This window comes from Alitabrizicola rongguiensis (assembly GCF_021491355.1).
Taxonomy (GTDB): domain Bacteria; phylum Pseudomonadota; class Alphaproteobacteria; order Rhodobacterales; family Rhodobacteraceae; genus Aliitabrizicola; species Aliitabrizicola rongguiensis.
Genome location: NZ_JAKENF010000002.1, coordinates 1,043,456 through 1,063,799, shown reverse-complemented (window position 1 = coordinate 1,063,799; position 20,344 = coordinate 1,043,456). Strand labels below are relative to the sequence as shown.

Genomic DNA, 20,344 nt, shown 5'->3' with positions numbered 1-20,344 from the left:
CTGTCCCCGGCTATCGTTCTGCACCGACCCTCGGCACGACTCCCGGAATGTCTTGGCAGCATACCGGAACGCAAGCCGTCGCGCCTAAGGTCAGGGCAGAAACGGTTCGTTTGTGTTCATGATTGCCTAGCAATTGGGCAAAGGCCAGCGCTACCTGTCGCGACGACCCGTCAGGGTCGCGAGAGGAGGCGCTCGCGTTTGATCGACTCCACCCAAACGTCGATCGGGCCGAGCGAAACGCCCAGTTCCATCGCATCGACCAGATCGGGGGGGCCTTCTACAAGCAGACTCACCTCATCAGCGCTGGCCGCTGTTACCCTTCCGATGATGCCAAGCCTGCCGGCATGGCGCGCGATCCACGGCAAGAATGAAGGCGCGCCGAGATCGCCGCGCAGGGTGAACATGTCCGAGCAGGTGGCATTGCTTGACATAGGATCCCCCAAGTGAGGTCCACCGCGACCCCGTAAGATTCCCTCTTAGTGCCTGCGCCTCCGCCCGGCAATCGACGTGGGAGACCCGCACTGACTCTCGTCAGATCCTGTTACGGGCATTTTCTCAGGGGTGTGCGGCAGGCGGAAAGGTCGCGGAATCATCGCTGCGGGAGGAGTAAGCCGTCGTGACTTCAGGCGATTTCCGTCCTGGCGCGGCATCAGGGATTTTTATCCAAGTTATGGAGTTATAACAACATTAATCGGAAATGTCTGAGGTCACATTTGCATTTTACATATAGTATTACTTTTGCTAGCGTCATTGCAGGCCAGCCCTGAGGAGAGGTTGGGCCGAAATCTGTGGGAGGAAATATGTCAATCATCAGGAAGCTCGCGCTTGGCGCGGGTATCGGAGCTTTGTTGTCTACCGTTGCCTTTGCGGACGGCCTGCAGGGCAAGGTGATCGGGTTTTCGCAGATCGGGTCTGAGTCCGGTTGGCGCGCCGCCGAAACCTCGGTGACCAAGCAGCAGGCAGAGAAAGCCGGCATCGATCTGAAGTTTGCCGATGCGCAGCAGAAGCAGGAGAACCAGATCAAGGCGATCCGTGGCTTCATTGCGCAGGGCGTAGACGCGATCCTGGTCGCGCCCGTCGTCTCGACCGGCTGGGACGAGGTGCTGGGAGAGGCGAAGGACGCCAACATCCCGGTCGTGCTGCTCGACCGTGGCATCGATGCGCCCGAGGATCTCTACCTGACCTCGGTGGCGTCTGATCAGGTCAAGGAAGGTCGTGTTGCTGGCGAATGGCTGGTGGCGACGGTCGGCGACAAGGATTGCAAGGTGGTGCAACTGGAAGGCACTGTCGGCTCGTCGCCAGCCAATAACCGCAAAAAGGGCTTCGAAGAAGCGATTGCCGGTCACGGCAACATTACCATCGTCCGCAGCCAAACGGGTGACTTCACCCGTTCGAAGGGCAAGGAAGTGATGGAAGGCTTCATCAAGGCCGAGAACGGCGGGAAGGATATCTGCGCTGTCTACGCCCATAACGACGACATGATGGTTGGCGCGATCCAGGCGATGAAGGATGCCGGCCTGAAGCCTGGCACCGATATCCTGACCGTGTCGATCGACGCTGTTCCCGACATCTTCGCCGCGATGGCGGCGGGCGAAGCCAATGCTACGGTCGAACTGACGCCTGACATGGCTGGTCCCGCCTTCGTCGCGCTCGACGGCTACCTGAACGGCGGCAAGGTGCCCGAGAAGTTCATCATTACCGAGTCGAAGCTGTACACCGCCGCAGATGATCCGAAAGGGCAGTACGAAGCTCGCAAGGGTCTTGGCTACTGACCCCTCCCTGGTGGTAGCCTGTCCGCCGACCGGGAGATCCGGCCGGCGGACTCGTTTCGGTTGAGGGCCGACAGCGGAAGCGTCACGACAATAAGGGGGGAAATCGTGCCAAACATCCCGAGGGATGGCCTGGAACCCGTTTTGCGGGCCCGCAAGATCACCAAGATCTTCGGCCGGCACCGCGCGCTCGACGATGTCGACTTCGACATCTACGGGGGAGAAGTGCACGCGCTTCTGGGCGAGAACGGAGCCGGAAAATCCACGCTTATCAAGATCCTGACAGGCGCCTATCAGCCTGACGAGGGCGAGATCCTTCTGGCGGGGCAACCGGTATCTTTCCGCGATCCGTTGCAGGCGCAAGCCAAGGGCATCGGCACTGTCTATCAGGAAGTGAACCTGCTGCCGAACCGTTCGGTGGCCGAGAACCTGTTTCTGGGCCATCAACCCACGCGCTTTGGCATCGTCCAGCGCAAGGCGATCGAGGCGAAGGCCCGTGACGTCCTTGCGACCTACGGTCTGGAAATTGACGTGCGCGCTGAACTGGGCAGCTATTCGGTCGCTGTCCAGCAAGTTGTCGCTATCGCACGCGCCGTAGAGCTTTCTGGCAAGGTCCTGGTGCTCGACGAGCCCACGGCAAGCCTCGACCACAACGAAGTGCGCAAAATGTTCGAGGTGGTCGAGCGTCTCAAGGCGCGCGGTCTTGCCATCGTCTTCATCACCCATTTCCTTGACCAGGTCTTCGAGATCGCCGACCGCGTGACCGTGCTGCGCAACGGCCGCAAGGTAGGCACCGAGAACCTGGCGGACGTCACCGCGACCGATGTGGTGCGGATGATGCTGGGCAAGGACATTGCCTTTGGCCACCAGCCCACCCGGATCGGGGAGGCCGAGACAGGGCCGGCGCGGGTAGAGTTCACCGATCTTGGAAAGTCCGGCAAGGTTGCTCCCTTCTCGCTGACGTTGCACGAGGGAGAAGTGGTCGGCGTCGCCGGACTTCTGGGTTCGGGCCGCACCGAGATGGCGCGACTGATGTTCGGGGTCGATGCCGCCGACAGTGGCAGGGTTCGGGTCGGCGGGAAGCCTGTGACGATCTCCAATCCGTCCCAGGCTGTTGCCGCCGGCTTCGGCTTCTGCCCCGAGGATCGCAAGATTGATGGCATCTTTGGTGACCTTTCGGTGAGGGAGAACATCATCATCGCCCTTCAGGCCAAACTCGGCTGGTTCAAGGCGCTGAACCGCGACGAGCAGATCGAGATCGCCGGTCGCTTCGCCGAGGCGCTCGACATCCGCGCGGCCAGCCATGACATGCCGGTGAAGCTTTTGTCGGGCGGCAACCAGCAGAAGGTCATTCTTGCCCGCTGGCTGGCCATAGACCCGGGTTTCCTGATCCTGGACGAACCGACACGTGGCATCGATGTGGGCGCCCATGCCGAAATCGTACGCACGATCAATCGGTTGCGTGAAGACGGTCTCGCCTTGCTTGTGATCTCTTCGGAACTTGATGAAGTGGTCGCCTATTCCAATCGCGTCGTCGTGATGCGCGATCGGGAAATGGTTGCCGAACTGACCGGAGAAGACATCTCGCCCGCGGTCATCGTCAACGCCATTGCAGAAAACAAGACACGGTCGGCATCATGAAGCGTTCGGGTTTCTCCTTTCTGGCGCGGCCGCAATTCGCTGCCCTCATTGCGGTACTTTTCATCAACTGGCTGTTGTTCCCGGGCTTCTTCGATATCACCTGGCAGGATGGGCGCCTGTTCGGCAGCCTTATTGACGTGCTGAACCGCGGCGCTCCCGTTGCGATCCTGGCAATCGGCATGACAGCGGTAATTGCGACGAAGGGCGTCGATCTGTCGGTCGGCGCGGTCATGGCGATCTCTGGCGCAGTTGCGGCAAGTCTGGTCGTAGGGGGGACTGCCTCGTGGATCGCGGTCCTGGCGGCGTTGGGCATCGGCCTGGCCTGTGGTTTGTGGAACGGCATGCTGGTGACCGTGCTCGACATGCAGCCGATCATCGCGACCCTCGTGCTTATGGTGGCTGGCCGGGGTCTGGCGCAGCTGATCACTGAAGGGTCGATCGTGACCTTTTCTGACCCATTGCTGATCTTTATCGGGACCGGGTCTTTCCTGGGATTTCCGATGCCGGTCGTGATTGCGTTCGTTCTGCTTGTCGGATCGACCCTGGCCGTTCGCCGGACGGCCCTCGGGCTACTGATCGAAGCGGTCGGCGTGAACCGGTCGGCGGCGCGCTTTGCCGGGATCACCTCCGGTGCGTTGCTGCTGCTCGTCTATGCCTTTGCAGGGTTCTGCGCCGCGGTTTCCGGCCTGATCGTAGCGGGCGACATCCGCGGGGCAGATGCCAACAATTCAGGTCTTTGGCTTGAGCTTGACGCCATTCTCGCGGTCGTGATCGGCGGCACGTCGCTTCTTGGCGGGCGTTTCTCGATTCCGATGTCGGTGCTCGGGGCAATGATCATCCAGGCCATGAACACCGGGATCCTCATCTCGGGCTTTTCGCCCGAGTTCAACCTCGTGGTCAAATCGGGCGTGATCATCCTGATCCTCGTCCTGCAATCCCCGCTCGCAGCGCGCCTGTTCAGCCGCGGACATGCCCGACCCGAGCCTGCCACCGCCCCAAGGACGACCCCATGAACCGCAGCCTGCGCCCTCTCGCCGCGACGGCGACCATCTTTGTCCTCGCGTATCTGGCGGCGGTCAGCCAGCATCCGGGGATGCTTTCGACCCGCGTCCTTGGGAATTTCCTGACCGACAACGCCTTTCTCGGGATCGCCGCCGTCGGTATGACCTTCGTAATCATTTCGGGTGGGATCGACCTTTCGGTCGGAGCAGTCATCGGCTTCACCACGGTCCTCATCGCCGTCCTCATCATGTGGGTGGGATTGCATCCGCTGGTGGCATTCGCCATCGCCCTGGCGGTGTCGGCGCTGTTCGGTGCCTGCATGGGGGCGGCAATCCACTACCTCAAGGTGCCATCGTTCATCGTGACCTTGGCGGGAATGTTCCTGGCGCGTGGCGGTGCTTCGGTGCTGTCGCCGGATTCCATCGGGATCAAACACGAGTTCTACTCAACGATCTCGAAAAGCTACCTGCTGATGCCCGGGGGGGGGCGCCTGACGGTCATTGGCGGGATCATGATCGCCGTCTTCCTCTTCGGCATCGTGCTGGCGCATCGGACCCGCTTCGGCTCATACGTCTATGCACTTGGCGGGAACGAAACCTCGGCGGCGCTGATGGGCGTTCCCGTCGCGCGGACCACGATCCAGATTTACATGCTGTCTTCGACCCTGGCTGGCCTCGCCGGGATCGTATTCTCGCTCTACACCTCGGCAGGCTATTCGCTTTCCGCCCTTGGGGTCGAACTCGACGCGATCGCTGCGGTGGTGATCGGTGGAACGCTGCTGACAGGGGGGTACGGCTTCGTAGCGGGGACGTTCGTGGGCGTCATGCTGCAGGGGCTGGTGCAGACCTACATCGTCTTTGATGGATCGCTGTCCAGCTGGTGGACGAAGATTGTCATCGGTGCACTGTTGTTTATGTTCATCTTGCTGCAGCGGCTGGTCTTCACTGCTTCGGCACCCAGCAGGAAGGTGCTTTGGAAGACATGAGATGAGCGAACCCGGGAGCCTGATACGCTCGCTCTCCGGGCGTCAGTCTGCAAGGAACTTCCATTCCTACGTGATCAGCGAAATCGGGGTCGGCATCGCGTCCGGCAGGCTTCCCGTCGGTTCGATCCTGCCGAACGACGCCGAGATGATGGACACCTACGGCGTATCCCGCACGGTCTTGCGCGAGGCATTGAAGACGCTTGAGGCCAAAGGCCTGGTCGAGGCGCGCGCCAAGGTCGGCACACGCGTCCTGCCAAAGAGTCGCTGGAACCTCTTCGATCGCCAGGTGCTGTCATGGATCCACGAGGCAGGGCCCGACGCGGCCTTTCTGCGCAGCTTTGTCGAGGTCCGCGAGGCCTTGGAGATTCCCGCGGCCCGCGAGGCTGCGGAAAAGCGGAATGCCGACGATGTGCGGATGCTCCATTACTGGCTGAAGCAACGCCGTGCCGTCACGGCGCTTCCCGAGCCGTTTGCCCTGGCCGAGTTCGAGCTGCATAGGACGATTTGCGAAGCGTCGCACAACCCGTTCCTGCGCGCCGCCACTGGGGTTGTCGAATTTGGGAATGCCCAATCGACCGTTCGCAGGCTTGAAGCCGGCGTGACCGACCTCGCAGCGGAGAAGGAAACGCTCTACCAAGCGCTTGTTGATGCGGTCGAGCGCGGCTCCGCCACGGAAGCGGCGTCAGTCATGGCGGATGTCCTGAAGATCGACCGCGATTGGATCCTTGGGGTCTGACGACCTTCGTATTGCCTGGCCCGCAAGGCTTTGGGGCCAGAGGGTTGCGCTGAGCATCATCAACGAGATGCATCCCTCCTGGCCAACTCGAACATGAAATCTCTGGTGTGAGCCGAATGGGGGCCGCCCGCTCAAGGCTCGAACTGTGCTAGGCGGCGCGCCGCTGAACGGCCGATGGACGAGCGGCGGTACGGATCGGTGGATGTTCTGTCAGGGCCTCCGTTCGCCCGGACTTCTGAGAGAGATCGAATGGGAACGAATCGGCCATCAGGCTACTTCCGATGAGGAGCAGAAAGTCGTCGAGAACCTGATCCGGCGTGGTCTCGACCCGTGTTTGGCGGCCTGTTGTCCGAGGGTGGTCAATCTGCCACCCCCGGATTTCAGGATGGTCGCGCAGGGGACGCGCAGCCATCAGTTGGCTCCAAGCACTTCGATCCCATGGCGTGCGCAGGCCGCCATGATCTGACCAATCACTTCGTCCGAGGGCGGGCCAGCCGGCGGCATGTCGGCAACGCCGACTTCCTCGAAGAACTGCATCATTTCATTCTCGAGAACCGCGGTGAACCGCGCCGGTCGCCCAGACTGGTTGCTGTAGTTGTGGCCAAGCCAGGACGGCACCGTCACTACCGTGCCTTCGGCGGCCGTAAAGATCCGCGGCGGACCGTCTGCGAAGATACCGAAGGTGATCTCCCCCTCGGTTACCCGAAAGATCTCGGGCGAGGCATGGCGGTGGGGCGGCGTGCCCGAGCCGGGCATGACGGTCACATCGACGACGCTCAGGTTTCCGCCTTCGACGGTGCCCATGAAGCGTACCTGATCGCCGATGACCCAGACGCTTGGCGCCTCGTCCACGGTAGTTACTCTTTCTGTCATTGCGGATGCCATCTGGCATTCTCCACTTGCGGTCTAGGTTGCGCTCCGGGACTGCGACCGCATGGCAGTCAGCAGGAGCGTGAGGGCATGAGAGACGGTCTTCCCCGCCTCTGCGCCCGAAAGGCCAGCATAGTCCTTGAGCGTCTCCCAGGCCGAGGCGCTGACCAGAAGGTGGGCCAGTGCCTCGAACTCGTGCCGCTGGAAGGGCGGAAGGTCCGGCAGACCAGTCTCGACCACCCGGGCGAATCCCTCGCGCCGTGCGGGCACGGTTTGCAGGCGCATGGCCCGCCCGGAGGCCGTGTGCAGGCTGGCCCGGATAAGGTTCTCATTCGCATCGAAGCCCGCAAAGATCCTCGGGGGCATGTCGAGAAGGTCCGCCAGCGTCGATGGCAGGATCTGCGGACTGATCCGCGTTCCGATCCAGAGCCAGAATGCCCGCAGAAGCTCGGTCTTGTTCGGGAAGTAGCGAAAGACCGTGCGGCGTTCCACGCCGGCGGCTTTCGCGATCTCGTCGAACATCACCTCGTCTCCTCCGGTTTCATCCAGAACATCGGCCGTCGCCTGCAGGATCCGCTCGCGGGTGGCTTCGGCCTGGGCGCGGCGCAGCGGGCTTTCGTAGGGTCTGGAATCAGATGCATTCATGTCATTTGAAGTGACATGAAATTCAGCATCTGTCAAGTCACCGTCTGTGACATGCCGTTCGGCCATGGCCTGATGCGAGTTGCCGCCGTCTGCCGGTCTGGTCGGGGTGGCAAGATCCGCGGGCGAAAACGGCCGGATGGCGACGTCCTCGAGTGTGACTGCGTCCAATTCGTCAAAGAATGCCTGCCGCGCCTTGCGAAAGGCTCGGGGCAGGCGGCACGCCCCGGAAATGACGCACTCATTGGCTCCGCCGAGGCATTCCACCAGGGCAAAGTCTGGCTCCATGGATCTGACAACGTCTCCAATCCGAATGGAACCTGCCTCCCTGGCCAGTTTCAGCCCTCCTGACCGGCCGCGCACGCCGGTCAGAAAGCCCGAAGCCGTCAGTTCGTTGGCGACCTTCATCAGGTTCGCGCGAGACAACTGGAACCGGGTCGCGGCCTGTTCGATGGTTACAAGGCGCCCATCTGCCTCTTGCACCATCAGCAGTAGCCTCAGGGCGTAGTCGGTGAAGCTGGTTAGTCGCACATCTGGCCTCCTTAAAGATACTGTTGACTTGTATCTTAAACAGGTTCATCTGAAAAGATGCTTAGAAAAGGAATCTAAAGGGAGCGAGTCGCATGCAGAAACGCGGCACCACCGAACGGGCGGATGCGATAGACCGCCCGTTGATCGGACTTGTCGTCCGGACCTTCTACGATCTTGTAAGGCGGGACCCGGTGCTTGGACCGATCTTCAATCCACGGATCGAGGATTGGGTCGAGCACGAGGCGAAGCTTACCCGGTTCTGGTCGTCTGTCTTGCTAATGACGGGTGAATATCACGGCACGCCGATGCGTGTTCATCTTCAGCTGCCCGATCTGGAAGCCGGTCATTTCGACCGGTGGCTGTCGTTGTTCGCAAAGGCCCAGGCTGCGGTCTGCACACCAGATCAGGCGGCTGCCTTCCAGTCGAAGGCAGAGCGTATCGCCGAGTCGTTCCGTTACGCGCGGGACGCGCAGCGGAGTAACGACGTTCCCCGGCTGGCCAGTTAGCCGGCTCTCAATCATTGACGGAGTTCATCATGGTCCGGATCACTCTGCGATCCCTGTGCCCGGCTATCACCGGACTGATGGTCGCTTCTGCCGCAAACCCTGCCGCGGCGCATGTCAAATGGTTCGCGCCCTACATCGTTGGCGCGGCTCCACGGCCAGTTTCGTCGACGCTCGCCGATCCCTATTTCTGGAGCGGGATTGCCATTGCGCTTGCCTTCTTCACCGCAACCCGGCTGATCGAAGCGTTGGGATATGGCGAAAGGCCGACCCGGGTTCTGAACAGCGTAACCGAGCCGCTTTGGTGGCGGCTGGACGATTTCATCCGCGCGACGATCGCGGCCTTCTTCATCGCGATATTTGCCGTTGGCGGCATCTACTTGACCCCTGACCTAAAGACCGACAGTGGCCTTGTGTCATGGGTGCAGCTTGCGATCGCAGTCGGTGTGTTCTTCCGGGTCACGATGCCGCTTTCCGCGCTTGGCGTGATCTGGCTATGGCTGCTGGCGCTTCGCGACTACGATCTTTTCCATCTGCTTGACTACCTCGCCCTCGGTCTCGGCGTCGCTGGCTATCTAGTACTTGCCTCGGCACGAAATCCTGATCTGCGGCGCTATCGCTTTGATCTGCTCCGCTGGGCTGTCGCCATATCGCTGATGTGGTCGAGCCTTGAGAAGTTCGCCTATCCCGAGTGGTTCTACCCCCTCGTGGTCGAAAAACCGTTCCTGACGTTCGGCCTGCCGCGTGATGCATTCATCCCGATGGCCGGCGTTGCCGAGTTCACCTTGGGCTTCGGCCTGCTGTCGACCCGTCTGATCCGGCGGCTTTCAGCCATTGCCTTGCTGGTGATCTTCACTGCTGCCGTCTTCCCCTTCGGTCGGGTCGATCTTATCGGGCATGGGCTTATCATGGCCGCGCTTATCGTGATCGCGGTGGACCGTGGCCAGGAGCCGGGGCGGCAGCCTGGGCCAGCACGTGTTCTTGTCAAGATACCGGCTAGTATGGCGGCATCGCTTTTGGTCTTCGCAGGAGCCTATTGGGGAACACATGACATGATCTACGATCGCGCTCCTTCGGAGGTTGCCGGCTATCCGGCCACCCACAGCCCCGACCCCGATCATCCACATCCGAAGGGGATAACCGTGTCCGATCATTCAGAATCGGAGCTTGCTGCCCGTCCCGGCGATGAAAGTGCGATCCTGCGCTAACGGACAACGGTCTGGAACTGGGCCAGGCGCCCGCGTTTCCCACGCAGGCGCCCTTCTTTTGCGTCTCAACCACCGGACTGGCCTGGAAGGACGACCTTGTAGAACGGTGCGCGCGCAGCCTTGGCATCGACGACAGGATCGAGGCGCTCGGTGCTGACTGCCGGCATCGACGCGAGGTAGGCCGTCAGCGCCTGCATGTCGTCGTCGCTGAGTGCAGCGTAGGAAGGCCATGGCATCGCCGGGGCAAGGATCCGCCCGTCCGGCCGCGTGCCGGTCCTGAGTGCTGTGGCGATGTCCGCCTGGCTCCATCCCCCGAGACCGGAGGCATCCGGCGTCAGGTTCGGCGGCCAGAAAATGCCAAGGCCCGGGATCTCGAAGCCAACCGTTCCACCAGACAGGCCGGCTTCCTCGATCGGCATGCCCTGCGGATTACGCGGCATGTGGCAACCGGCGCAGTCCATGATGCGGGCAAGATAGGCTCCGCGCGCAACCAGTGCCTCGTCTGCGATGGCAGAATTCGCCAAAGCCGCCCATACGACCGTCGTGGCCAGATATTGGATCTTCATGTCGTTCCCTTTCGTTCAAGCTGCGATGGGCAAGGATGTGTTCCGCGTGTCGGGTAGGGGGCGAAGGAACATGCCCTTCGGATCGTAGATCGCCTGTAGCGCTCGCAGACGCCCGAGTGCCGCAGGCGAATGGCAACCATTGCGCCGTTCCGGCCGTTCCAGATCGGCCTCGCCGACATAATGGCCAGTCACCGAGGGCTCGAGTTTGTCGGCAGTGCTGCGCAGCCAGCCCAGGTTCGCTGCGTCATCCTCGGACTTCTCCCAGACCGTGTATATGCAGCCCCAAACCGCGCCGTGCTTCGAGAAGGCAGCGTCGGGCGGAACCGGACGGTTGGGCGGCATCACCACTGCAAGCGCAAAAGTCTCCGCCGAGGGCGCCGACACGATCCCTTCCGCCAAACCGGCGACATAGTCTGCCGCCCGATCGTCAGACCAAGAGGAATCGACCGCGTAGCGGTGCCCGACCGGGAAGAAGCGTCCGATGATATCGTAAAGTACGGCGAAGGGCGTTGCCAGTTCCGGCTCGACCACCAAAGCACCCTCCGGCGCGGAAGCTGCAATCTTCGCGTGAATCGCCGTGGCTTCTTCCGGTTCGTCGGCGAATACCGTGGCAATCGCGAGCGCTACCTTCACTGCCCCGTCAGATCCAGGTGCGCTGGTCATTGCCGTGGTGAACTCGACATGGTTCGGCAGCACCTCCATCATTGCCTGTTTCCAGGCAAGAATCTGCGGCACATGCGCGAGCGGGTAGACCCTTACGACCGTCGTCATCGCGCGAGGCAGCGCCTTGAGCCGCAGCCTGTAGCCGACGACGACGCCGAAGAATTCCGGACCACCGCCGCGCGCCGCCCAGAAGATCTCGGGGTCTTCGGTCTCGCTGACGCGGCGCAGCGCACCGTCGGCCAGCACTACGTCGATGCTGTCGACATTGGCAAAACCAAAGCCCCAGGCACCCGAATTCCAGCCGATCCCGCCGCCCAGAAGATAGCCCGACATCGGCACCGTCGCGCAATGCCCAACGGGGAATGCAAGCCCTCTTGCCCCGAGTTGGCTGGCCAGTTCGCCATTTGTCACAGCCGGGCCGACCTCGGCGATGCGTGCCTCGCTGTCGATCCAAACGTGGTTCAATCCCGACAGGTCAAGCACCAGCGCGCGCTGTGCTGCGATTCCCGAGAAGTTGTGGCCGCCCCCACGGGGCGAAACACGCAACTCATGCTCGGCCGCGAACCTGATTGCGTGAATGACGTCGGGCACACAGGCGGCTTTCACGATCAGTCGTGGCGCCGCCGCCTGCTTGCGGCCATTCCAAAGGACGGCGTCCGCGGCGGCGCCAAAGTCTGGCTCGTCTGCAGTTATGACGGCACCCTTCACGGCCGCCCTGAAAGCGTCGATGTTCATGTCTCTCTCCTCACTGGGCACAAACCGGACTTGCCGGGAAAGGGCATTCCCTATCCTCGTTGGCGTCAGCCGGTTCTGTGCGTTTTCGACAGGAGATTGCTTAGTCCGGCACGTGATCGGACGCCTGCTAAGTGTTCCTGCAAAGATTGCTAAGTTTTTGCTAAACGCTCAAAGGCGTTTCGGCACCTACGGATTCCAGGGTCACCCCACCGGCCACGCAGAGCCTCAGTTTGCCGCGTCCGCTCTTTTCGAGTCGGATTGGCGCAGACCTTTCATTCAGCCGATTGCGCAGCAGGACAAGCCTGGCATCAAGGTTCTCGGAATGCTGCGGAAGGCGAAGTGTTGAATCCAGCCTCAGCTCCCGTGTGGTAAACTCGGTTCGACCAGTCGTCGCATGTTGGCGCAGCAGCAGCCACAGGATCGCGCCGGCGACGCCCTTGATCAGATAGTCATGATCCAGAAAGACGCTGTCGTCGCGAGTGAAATGCCGCACAGTGACCGACCGCGCGATGGGAGGCGGTGCGCGCTCTGTCTCGACCTCTGGGATGTCTACCTCGCAATCGGACAGCGAACTGATGCACGCGCCAAGCACATCGGCAAGGACGGCCATCGCGTCTTCGTCATCGTGCCAGAAGCGCATCGGCTGCTCGCTTTCCACGAAAAGGACGCCAAAGACCTTGTCCTGCACCATGATCGGGATCGCGAGCTGGCTGGAGGGAGAGTCGAGCCCCGGGAAGGGAATCTCGGTCGCCGCCTGCCATTCGATGCCAGACCCAATGACAGACTCGCGGATCGCGGCGCCGTAGCGGTAGTCGGCGGTCATGTGGTTGATGCGGATGGGCACGCGCTCGCGGGCCGCAACACCGATGATGCCCTCGCCGAGAAGGATTTCGGATCCGATGCCCGATGCGGCATAGCCGCGCGACACCAAGGTGAAGAACCGCTCCGCGTCCGGGTCCAGCATCAGGATCATGCAATGCTCAACGCCGAACTGGCCGGTCAGGCAGTCGACGGTGGCATCGAACAGGGCTGTCAGATCGCTGCAGGATCGCAAGCGAGCAGAAGACAGGCGTAGGGCCTTCAGCGGGTCGCGCGGGTTCGTCGGCTCGGGCAAAAGGTGGCTGGGCACCGCTTCGATGTCCGTCACCCGGAAGATGTCGGCGCCCAGCAACCGAAAGACGCCCGCCATCCCGGTATGCGACGCGATGCCTGCCAGCTTGGCGCGCATCTCTTCGAAGACCGGGCCCGCGCTTTGGGTCTCGAGGTATTCGAGCGTCAGCCGGTGCGTGGCATTGGTCAGCGGATCTGCCACCTCGACCGAGGCGAGCCGCGTCTCGAGCAGGTTGCGCCGGGTCTTGTTGAAGAACTGGTAGGACAGCGCAACATGCTGGTCGTCGACATAATGCACCTGCGAGATCATCGAGATATTCGGAGTCCCGGCTCTATCCCGCGTGGCAAGCACCGCTGCGACGATCCCTTCCAAGGACCTGCGCAGCGGGGCGAGCGAAATGGGGGTGGCTGCCATCATTCGCTCAGCGCAGCTCCTGCACCTGGGCCAGGCGTCTGGACGAACGCCTGATCAGGGGTGAATTCGATCACCCCAAGAAGCTCTGGCCAGTAGCCGACATAGGCTTCGGCAAACTCCCGTGCGAAGATGAACTCGGCCAGAACATCGGCGAAATGGCCGGATTGGCGCGCGGTGGCTTTCACATCCTCCTGCTCGACGGAGACCACACGGGCCGATCGGGCCTTGAGTTGGATCGAACGATGATCCTCGGGCCGCGAGAAGGTCGCGGCAACGGGCTGGCCGGCATCGATCGCTTCGATCGTCCGGGCAGCTGCACGGCGGCAGAGAATAACCCGCACCGTCCCAATGTCGGTTACGCGGCAGCCATGGGCCAGGCGTGGCAAGGGAACGCCGTTGGGCTCGACCGTGCCGATGAGAATGCTGATCCCGCTTTGCAGGAAGGTGACGAGTTCTTCCGTCAGCGGGTTCTCTGGGCCGAATGCATGGGCGCTCCGCTGCCGAAGGCGGGCCTCATCCTGAGGAGAAGCTGGAGACTGATACGTCGGCATGCTCGGTCTCGTGGAGGGAACAGGTCCGACCATACAGTCCGCTCGGGTTCCGATCCATCCCTCTGACGGACGCTGCCAAACTCTGCCCGGTTCGATGTGCCGTCCTTAGGGTCTTCCGCGACCAGCGGTCAGCCGCGCCTTGCCACTGGATGGAGGCCGCAAAAACGATGATCGACGGGCGTCGCGGCCAATCGCCCGGTGATCTTCGATTGGCTGCCGCAGTTCCATTTTGTCGCCCTCGGCGATGCCCGTACTCTTCTACGGCCGAACGATCCCCGCAAGTGACGGGTTGCAGGCGCCCACCTCAGCAGATCCGCGGCAATTGCTCTCCGACGAGCATGTCGACGACCCGCATTCCGCCAAAAGACGTCGCCATGCGCACCTGCCCCGGATGCGCCTGCACTGCCCGCCCGACGACGACCGCGTTGCGGCCTTCGGCACGGCTCCGCATGGCGGCCAAGGCCGCATCTGCTTCCGACTCTGGCACAAAGGCCACCAGCGTGCCCTCGTTGGCCAGATAGAGCGGGTCGAGGCCAAGGATCTCGCACATCCCGCGGACCTCGTCGCGCAGAGGCAGGGCGTCTTCCTCGACCACCACTCCCACACCAGCCGCCGCGGCGATCTCGTTCAGGGCCGAGGCGAGCCCGCCTCTTGTCGCGTCCCGCGCACAGGACGTTCCCGGCGCGACCGCGAGGACTGCTTCCATCAGATGCCCGAGCGCGGCGCAGTCGCTCCTCAGATCCGTCGACAGCGCGAGGTCACCCCGCGCCGCAAGAATCGTCGCGCCGTGATCCCCGAGTACCCCGTTCACGATCGCCACGTGGCCCGGCTGCACCCGAGCCGCCGAAAGCTCGCGCCCGGGGGGGATCACGCCCACCCCTGAGGTGGTGACAAAGAGCCGGTCCGCCGCCCCGCGCCCGACGACCTTGGTATCGCCCGTCACGATCCGCACACCCGCCGCCGCTGCTTCGCGCTGCATCGAGGCCACGACCCGCTCGAGCAGTTCGACCTCGCAGCCTTCCTCGATGATGAAGGCCGCCGACAGCCACAGGGGCCGTGCCCCGCCAACCGCGAGGTCATTGATCGTGCCGCAGACCGCGAGCGTGCCGATGTCGCCACCAGGGAACTCGACCGGCGTCACCACGAAACTGTCGGTTGTAAAGGCGAGCCGCGCCCCTGGTTCTTGCAGGGCGGCATCCATCAGCCGCGCCTGATCCTCCATCCCAGGCGGTTCGAAAACCGGCGTGAAGACGGTCTCGATCAGGTCGCGCATCGCACGACCGCCGCCGCCATGGGCAAGGGTCACGATCCGGTCTCTCAGCGCCAAGGCTGCCTCCATCTTCTGCTCATAAATGTCTCGGGGGTGAGCCGCCTTCAGGCGGAGAGGGGCAGCGCCCCCTCATTCAGCCGCCAGCCCGCGCGACCCACCATATTGCCAGTAGGCGGCACAGGCCCCTTCAGACGACACCATCAACGCGCCAAGGGGCATGTCGGGGGTGCAGCCCTTGCCGAATTGCGGGCAGGCGGTCGGTTTGATCCGTCCGGTCATCACCGCTCCGCAGGCGCAGCCCTCCGGCTCATCGACCGCCTTGCGTCCGACCGCGTAGCCGATCCCGAACTTTTCCTCGGCGTCGAAGGGGCGGTATTTCGGGCGGATGCGCAGCCCGCTTGCGTCGATCTCGCCTAGGCCCCGCCACTCGAAGGAGGGGCGGCGTTCGTAGACGTCGGCGATGGCGGCCAGACTGACCGGGTTTCCATCCTCTGGCACAACCCGGGCATACTGGTTCTCGACTGCCGCACGCCCCTCCGCGATCTGGGTCAACACCATCAGGACCGATTGCAGCAGATCGGTCGGCTCGAACCCGGCCACCACGATCGGCTTGCCATAGTCCCGCGCGATGAAGTCGTAGGGTCGGGTCCCAATCACCATGCTGACATGGCCCGGCCCGATGAAGCCGTCGAGCATCATGTCAGGATCGTCGAGCAGCGCCTTGATCGGTTCGGGCACGGTGATGTGGTTGCAGAAGACGGTGAAGTTGGTCAGCCTCTCTCGCGCCGCTTGCTGGATGCTGAGTGCGGTCGAAGGTGTCGTCGTCTCGAATCCGAGGCCGAAGAAGACCACCTCACGGTCAGGGTTGCGGCGGGCGAGTTCCAGCGCGTCGAGTGGCGAATAGACCATGCGGATGTCGGCTCCTCCCGCCTTGGCCTGCATCAGGCTCATCCTGTGGCCGGGCACCCGCATGGCGTCGCCAAAGGTGGTGAAGATCACCTCCGGCCGCATCGCGATCTCGACGCATTCATCGACCCGCGACATCGGCAGCACGCAAACCGGACAGCCCGGCCCGTGGATGAACTCGACGCCGGGATGGATCAGCTTGTCGAGACCGTATCGGAAGATCGAGTGCGTATGCCCGCCGCAGATCTCCATGATGTGGACAGGTTTTTCCCGCGTGGCGCCGATCCGGTCGGCCACATCGGAGATGCGGGCGAGCAGAGCCTTGGCCAGGGCCGGGTCGCGGAACTCGCTGGCAAACTTCATTTCGCTGCCTCCAGTGCCCTCTGGCCCTCGGCCATCGCGTCAAGCGCTTCCTGTGCCTCGCCCAGATCACGCAGCGCCTGCAGGGTGCGCTCGGCTTCGTCCGGGTCGATGCGGCTCATGGCAAAGCCGACATGGATCAGGGCCCATTCTCCGACGAGATCGTCGAGTGGCCCCTCCGCGATACAGGCGACATTCACTTCTCGCCGGACGCCCGAGATCTCCGCCAGCGCCAGTTGCCTCGCTTCGTCGGTGATGGCCACGATCCGGCCCGGAATGCCAAGGCACATTTCTTCAATCCTCCTCGTCTTCGTCGGCCGTGGTCCGCCCCGGCTGCAGGATGCCGTAGCGGTCAAGCTTGGCCCGCAGGCCGACGCGGCTCAGGCCCATCTCGGCCGCCGCGCGACTCTTGTTCCAGCGGTGGCGGGCCAGGGTCTCACGCAGGATACGCATCTCGACCAGTTCGATCCGGTCCTTGAGGCTTCCCGCGCCGGTCATCGCCGCTTCGGCCGAGCGATCGGCGCCGCTGTCTCCAGGCGGGGCCTGCAAGATCGCCCGCGAGATCAGTTCAGCCCCCAAGAGCGGGCCTTGGCCAAAGATCAGCATGCGCGTGACCTCGTTGGAAAGCTCCCTCAGGTTTCCGGGCCAGTCGTAGTTCTCAAGGAATTCCAGCGCCGCCGCCTCGAAGCCGTGCACGGGCTTGCCATGGCGGGATGCCATGTCCATCAGCACCGCCTGCGCGTGCAATGCGATGTCGCCGGGGCGCCCGCGCAGCGGCGGCAGCTCCAGCTCAGTCACCGAAAGCGCATAGTAGAGGTCGGCGCGGAAGCGCCCTTCGGCCACCAGGGCCCGCAGGTCGCGATCTGAACCGGCTATCAGCCGAAGATTGGAGCCGATGATCTCTTGCCCGCCCGCGGGCGAAAACGCCCCCTCGATCAGAAGCCGCAGCAGCGCCACCTGCAGTGCCGGCGAGGCGCTGTCGATCCCGCCCAGGTAGAGCGTGCCGCGTTCGGCCTTCTGGACCAGGCCGATCTTGTTCGATCCACCGGGCAAAATGCCACGCTTCGCCCCGAACAGCTCGATCATCGCCAGATCATCAGGCAAACCTGACAGCGAAAAGGAATGGAACGGCCGGTCCGACCTGAGCGAGCCATAGTGCATCGCGCGGGCCAGCGCCGCCTTTCCGGTGCCGGGCTCGCCAATCAGCAGGACCGGCACATCGAAGCTGGCGAATTGCCGCGCGGCCTGGACGACCGCGTTCATGGGCGAATTCGGCGCGCGCAGGATCGTTTCGAAGCCAAGCCCCTCGCGCAAGGCCCGGCGGCGCTTTTCGACCCGGCTTTCGGCGGTCGCGGTCAGCACCCGCATCTCCAGCGCCATGCGGTCATTCTCGCGCGACAGCTGGAATAGCCGTGTGGCATTGCGAGCCGCCATCAGCAACTGGTCGGGATGCCAGGGCTTGGTGATGAACTGGTAGATGCCTGCCTCATTGATGGCCGCAACCATCGCGCCCGCATCGGTATAGCCTGTAATGACGATCCGCACCGTCTCGGGCCAGCGCTCGCGCACCTCGGTCAGGAACTCGACTCCGGTGCGGCCCGGCATCCGCTGGTCGCAGAAGATGACCTGCACCCAATCTTCGTCCAGCACCCGCAGCGCCGTTTCGGCGTCGCCAGCCGTACGTATGTCGAATTCATCCTCAAGCGCCATACGCATCGAGGTCAGCGAATGGGGCTCGTCATCGACCACGAGAATTGTGGCGCGCGTGGCAGACATCACCCGGCCTTCCGAAGCGTTTTTTCGGCCAGCCGGCCCTTGAGCCAGCGCAGCCAGTGCTCCATCCCCTCGCCGGTGCGGGCCGAGAGACGGATAACCTCGATTGTGGGATTGACCCGACGGAGATTGGCCTCGATCAGGTCGAGATCGGTCCCGCAATAGGGGGCGAGATCGGTCTTGTTCACCAGTGCGACGCGGGCGGCTGTGAACATGTCGGGATATTTGAGCGGCTTGTCCTCGCCCTCCGTCACAGACAGGATCGCGACCTTTGCATCCTCGCCAAGGTCGAAGGCGGCGGGGCAGACCAGGTTGCCGACATTCTCGATGAAAAGAAAGCTGCCCGGCGCCAGCGGCAGCGCGTCCATCGCACGCGCGACCATCTCGGCGTCCAGATGGCAACCCTTGCCAGTATTCACCTGCACCGCCTCGGCCCCGGTTGCGCGGATGCGGTCCGCGTCGTTCGATGTCTGCTGGTCGCCCTCGATGACCGTAAGCGGATGGGCACCAAGATGGCGGATCGTCTCGCACAAAAGCGTCGTCTTGCCCGAGCCGGGCGAGGAAACAAGGTTGACCGCATAGGCGCCAAGCGCCCGCAAGACGCGGCGGTTGGCGCCGGCGACCGCATCGTTCTTTGACAGGATGCCTGTCTCGATCTCGATCAGCCGCGACTGCTCCATCCCCGGCACCGAGGTTCCAGCCACGCCAAGCCCGAAATGGATCGTTCCGCCGGACAAGCGGGGGTGGTCGTGGTCATGCGCATCATGCCTGTGCTCATGGTCGTGGCCATGAGGGAGTCCCAGCCGGTGCGCCTCCTCGTGGGTCAGTTCAAGATCGCCGATCTTCACCGTTCCCGAACATCCGCAGACCGTGCACATCACACCACCTCCATGTCCTTGATCCGCATCTCGTCCCCCCCCTGCGGCATCAGTTTGCCACTGCCGCAGTTCGGGCAGGGGTCCAGCCGGTCGGCCAGTTCTACCGTCTCACCGCAGTCGTAGCACAGCGCGCGGCCCGGCAGGTCGATCATTTCAAGCGTCGCTCCCTCGGCCGGACTGCCGCGCATCACGACGTCGAAGGCGAAGGCCAGCGCTTCTTTCTCGACCCCGGCGAAGCGACCGATTTCCAGCCGGAGATGGCGAACCCGGGCAAAGGAATGACGGCGCGCCTGATCCTCGATTATCTCGCGGATACCTTCGGCTAGCGACATCTCATGCATGGCTGCCCTCCTGCACCAGCACTGTAACGCAGGGGTCGAGGATGTCCGATAGCAGCCGGACCTGCGAAGCGGCCAATTTGCCCATGGCTGCAAGAAGACCTTCCAGAGAGCCACCAGTGGCAACGAGATGGTCCGTCGGCGCGCGGCGCTCGAAGGCCGTGATCCGGCCCGCCGCCGATTTCGCCCGCAGTGCGTAACCGCCGCGCGCCGCCGGAACAACCGCCGTTCCGTCCGCCAAGCGCACCGGAGCCGGCAGATCGCCCCTAGCCACGGCCAGCGCATCGGCAAGACGAGCCACGGCATGCCAGACCGGCCCCCGGCCCCAACGGACTTCGGCAGCAAGGACCATCGGATCGGTGGCGCGCCGGGCGGCGACGCTGTTTTCCTGGGCGGTCTTCGCCATGGCAGTCTCTGGCGTGGTGAAGGCCAGATGGGGTGACATGCGCACCTCCCCAAGTTCTGCGGCGATCGAGCGGATGACCGGGGCCACGCCTTGGCCCCGCGCCATCCAGTCGGACAATCCCGTCATGTCCGTGGGGCAGGTTGCCTGACCGAGCAGCAGCTGACATGCGGCCTCGCCTCCTGCATCCCAACCGCGAGGCAGCCGTAGCGGCGGCAGGCCCAGAAGCGTCGGCCAGCTGAGGCACAGCTTGGCCACGTGGTCACGCAGAATTTCGCGCTGCAGGCTTGGCGCCTGTGTAACTGGCAAGGCCAGGGAAAGACGAAAGGCCAGGCTTTGCGCGGTTCCACAGAGGTTGAAGAGCCGGGGCAAGAGTTCAAGCGCCTCTTCCACCGGACGACCAAGCATCAACGCCTCGACTGGCAAGGGGGCGCCGCGGCGGATTTCCACCCCGTGCTCCTGCAGGACAAGGGTCAGCCCGGCCTCCAT

21 protein-coding genes are annotated in these 20,344 nt (G+C 63.3%); 7 read left to right on the top strand and 14 right to left on the bottom strand.

All coding sequences use genetic code 11. The features are described 5' to 3' along the window. Window positions 1-170: 170 nt before the first annotated feature. Complete coding sequence (locus tag L0V05_RS11035; RefSeq protein ID WP_234870390.1) at window positions 171-404, bottom strand: acylphosphatase; 234 nt, start codon at window positions 402-404, stop codon at window positions 171-173. 396 nt (window positions 405-800) lie between these two features. Between L0V05_RS11035 and ytfQ the strand changes: the two genes are divergently transcribed. From ytfQ to L0V05_RS11010, 5 genes are all read left to right on the top strand, one after another. Then, on the top strand, window positions 801-1,772 hold the full coding sequence (gene ytfQ / locus L0V05_RS11030) for a galactofuranose ABC transporter, galactofuranose-binding protein YtfQ (RefSeq protein ID WP_255683696.1): 972 nt from the start codon (window positions 801-803) through the stop codon (window positions 1,770-1,772). Window positions 1,773-1,877: 105 nt separating this feature from the next. Beyond that, complete coding sequence (locus L0V05_RS11025; protein ID WP_234870388.1) at window positions 1,878-3,410, top strand: sugar ABC transporter ATP-binding protein; 1,533 nt, start codon at window positions 1,878-1,880, stop codon at window positions 3,408-3,410. Beyond that, window positions 3,407-4,423 (top strand): ABC transporter permease, encoded by a 1,017-nt coding sequence (locus L0V05_RS11020; RefSeq protein WP_234870386.1) that lies wholly within the window; start codon window positions 3,407-3,409, stop codon window positions 4,421-4,423. Before L0V05_RS11025 ends, L0V05_RS11020 begins: the two co-directional genes overlap by 4 nt. Further along, window positions 4,420-5,397 (top strand): galactofuranose ABC transporter, permease protein YjfF, encoded by a 978-nt coding sequence (yjfF, locus tag L0V05_RS11015; RefSeq protein ID WP_234870384.1) that lies wholly within the window; start codon window positions 4,420-4,422, stop codon window positions 5,395-5,397. Before L0V05_RS11020 ends, yjfF begins: the two co-directional genes overlap by 4 nt. A gap of 1 nt (window position 5,398) precedes the next feature. Then, entirely contained in the window at window positions 5,399-6,133 is a 735-nt protein-coding gene (locus tag L0V05_RS11010) for a FadR/GntR family transcriptional regulator (protein ID WP_234870382.1), read from the top strand. Window positions 6,134-6,544: 411 nt separating this feature from the next. On the opposite strand, the gene L0V05_RS11005 is transcribed toward L0V05_RS11010, so the two are convergent. Beyond that, on the bottom strand, window positions 6,545-7,018 hold the full coding sequence (locus tag L0V05_RS11005) for a cupin domain-containing protein (RefSeq protein WP_234870380.1): 474 nt from the start codon (window positions 7,016-7,018) through the stop codon (window positions 6,545-6,547). A gap of 21 nt (window positions 7,019-7,039) precedes the next feature. Further along, window positions 7,040-8,176 (bottom strand): Rrf2 family transcriptional regulator, encoded by a 1,137-nt coding sequence (locus L0V05_RS20660; protein WP_234870378.1) that lies wholly within the window; start codon window positions 8,174-8,176, stop codon window positions 7,040-7,042. A gap of 92 nt (window positions 8,177-8,268) precedes the next feature. Here L0V05_RS20660 and L0V05_RS10995 point away from each other — a divergent pair, with 92 nt between their 5' ends. Both L0V05_RS10995 and L0V05_RS10990 read left to right on the top strand, forming a co-directional pair. After that, a complete protein-coding gene (locus L0V05_RS10995) occupies window positions 8,269-8,682 on the top strand; it encodes a group III truncated hemoglobin (protein ID WP_234870376.1) in 414 nt (137 codons plus the stop codon). A 29-nt stretch (window positions 8,683-8,711) separates the two neighbouring features. Next, window positions 8,712-9,887, top strand: coding sequence for a DUF305 domain-containing protein (locus tag L0V05_RS10990; protein ID WP_234870374.1), 1,176 nt, complete (start codon window positions 8,712-8,714; stop codon window positions 9,885-9,887). 65 nt (window positions 9,888-9,952) lie between these two features. On the opposite strand, the gene L0V05_RS10985 is transcribed toward L0V05_RS10990, so the two are convergent. From L0V05_RS10985 to L0V05_RS10935, 11 genes are all read right to left on the bottom strand, one after another. Continuing rightward, entirely contained in the window at window positions 9,953-10,453 is a 501-nt protein-coding gene (locus L0V05_RS10985) for a c-type cytochrome (protein ID WP_234870372.1), read from the bottom strand. A gap of 15 nt (window positions 10,454-10,468) precedes the next feature. Next, window positions 10,469-11,851, bottom strand: coding sequence for an FAD-binding oxidoreductase (locus L0V05_RS10980; protein WP_234870370.1), 1,383 nt, complete (start codon window positions 11,849-11,851; stop codon window positions 10,469-10,471). Window positions 11,852-12,011: 160 nt separating this feature from the next. Continuing rightward, window positions 12,012-13,376, bottom strand: coding sequence for a GAF domain-containing protein (locus tag L0V05_RS10975; protein WP_234870368.1), 1,365 nt, complete (start codon window positions 13,374-13,376; stop codon window positions 12,012-12,014). Next, window positions 13,376-13,927 carry a hypothetical protein gene (locus tag L0V05_RS10970; RefSeq protein WP_234870366.1) on the bottom strand — a complete coding sequence of 184 codons (552 nt, stop codon included), beginning with the start codon at window positions 13,925-13,927 and terminating at the stop codon, window positions 13,376-13,378. Before L0V05_RS10970 ends, L0V05_RS10975 begins: the two co-directional genes overlap by 1 nt. Before the next feature lie 304 nt (window positions 13,928-14,231). After that, complete coding sequence (hypE, locus tag L0V05_RS10965; RefSeq protein WP_319937801.1) at window positions 14,232-15,254, bottom strand: hydrogenase expression/formation protein HypE; 1,023 nt, start codon at window positions 15,252-15,254, stop codon at window positions 14,232-14,234. Between the two features lie 72 nt (window positions 15,255-15,326). Then, a complete protein-coding gene (gene hypD, locus L0V05_RS10960; protein WP_234870360.1) occupies window positions 15,327-16,466 on the bottom strand; it encodes a hydrogenase formation protein HypD in 1,140 nt (379 codons plus the stop codon). Next, complete coding sequence (locus tag L0V05_RS10955; protein ID WP_234870358.1) at window positions 16,463-16,753, bottom strand: HypC/HybG/HupF family hydrogenase formation chaperone; 291 nt, start codon at window positions 16,751-16,753, stop codon at window positions 16,463-16,465. Before L0V05_RS10955 ends, hypD begins: the two co-directional genes overlap by 4 nt. A gap of 4 nt (window positions 16,754-16,757) precedes the next feature. Continuing rightward, complete coding sequence (locus tag L0V05_RS10950; protein ID WP_234870356.1) at window positions 16,758-18,239, bottom strand: sigma-54-dependent transcriptional regulator; 1,482 nt, start codon at window positions 18,237-18,239, stop codon at window positions 16,758-16,760. Continuing rightward, entirely contained in the window at window positions 18,239-19,114 is an 876-nt protein-coding gene (gene hypB / locus L0V05_RS10945; protein ID WP_234870353.1) for a hydrogenase nickel incorporation protein HypB, read from the bottom strand. The genes L0V05_RS10950 and hypB overlap by 1 nt, the downstream gene beginning before the upstream one ends. Then, window positions 19,114-19,455, bottom strand: coding sequence for a hydrogenase maturation nickel metallochaperone HypA (hypA, locus tag L0V05_RS10940; RefSeq protein ID WP_234870350.1), 342 nt, complete (start codon window positions 19,453-19,455; stop codon window positions 19,114-19,116). Before hypA ends, hypB begins: the two co-directional genes overlap by 1 nt. Next, a complete protein-coding gene (locus L0V05_RS10935) occupies window positions 19,448-20,344 on the bottom strand; it encodes a HupK protein (RefSeq protein ID WP_234870348.1) in 897 nt (298 codons plus the stop codon). Before L0V05_RS10935 ends, hypA begins: the two co-directional genes overlap by 8 nt.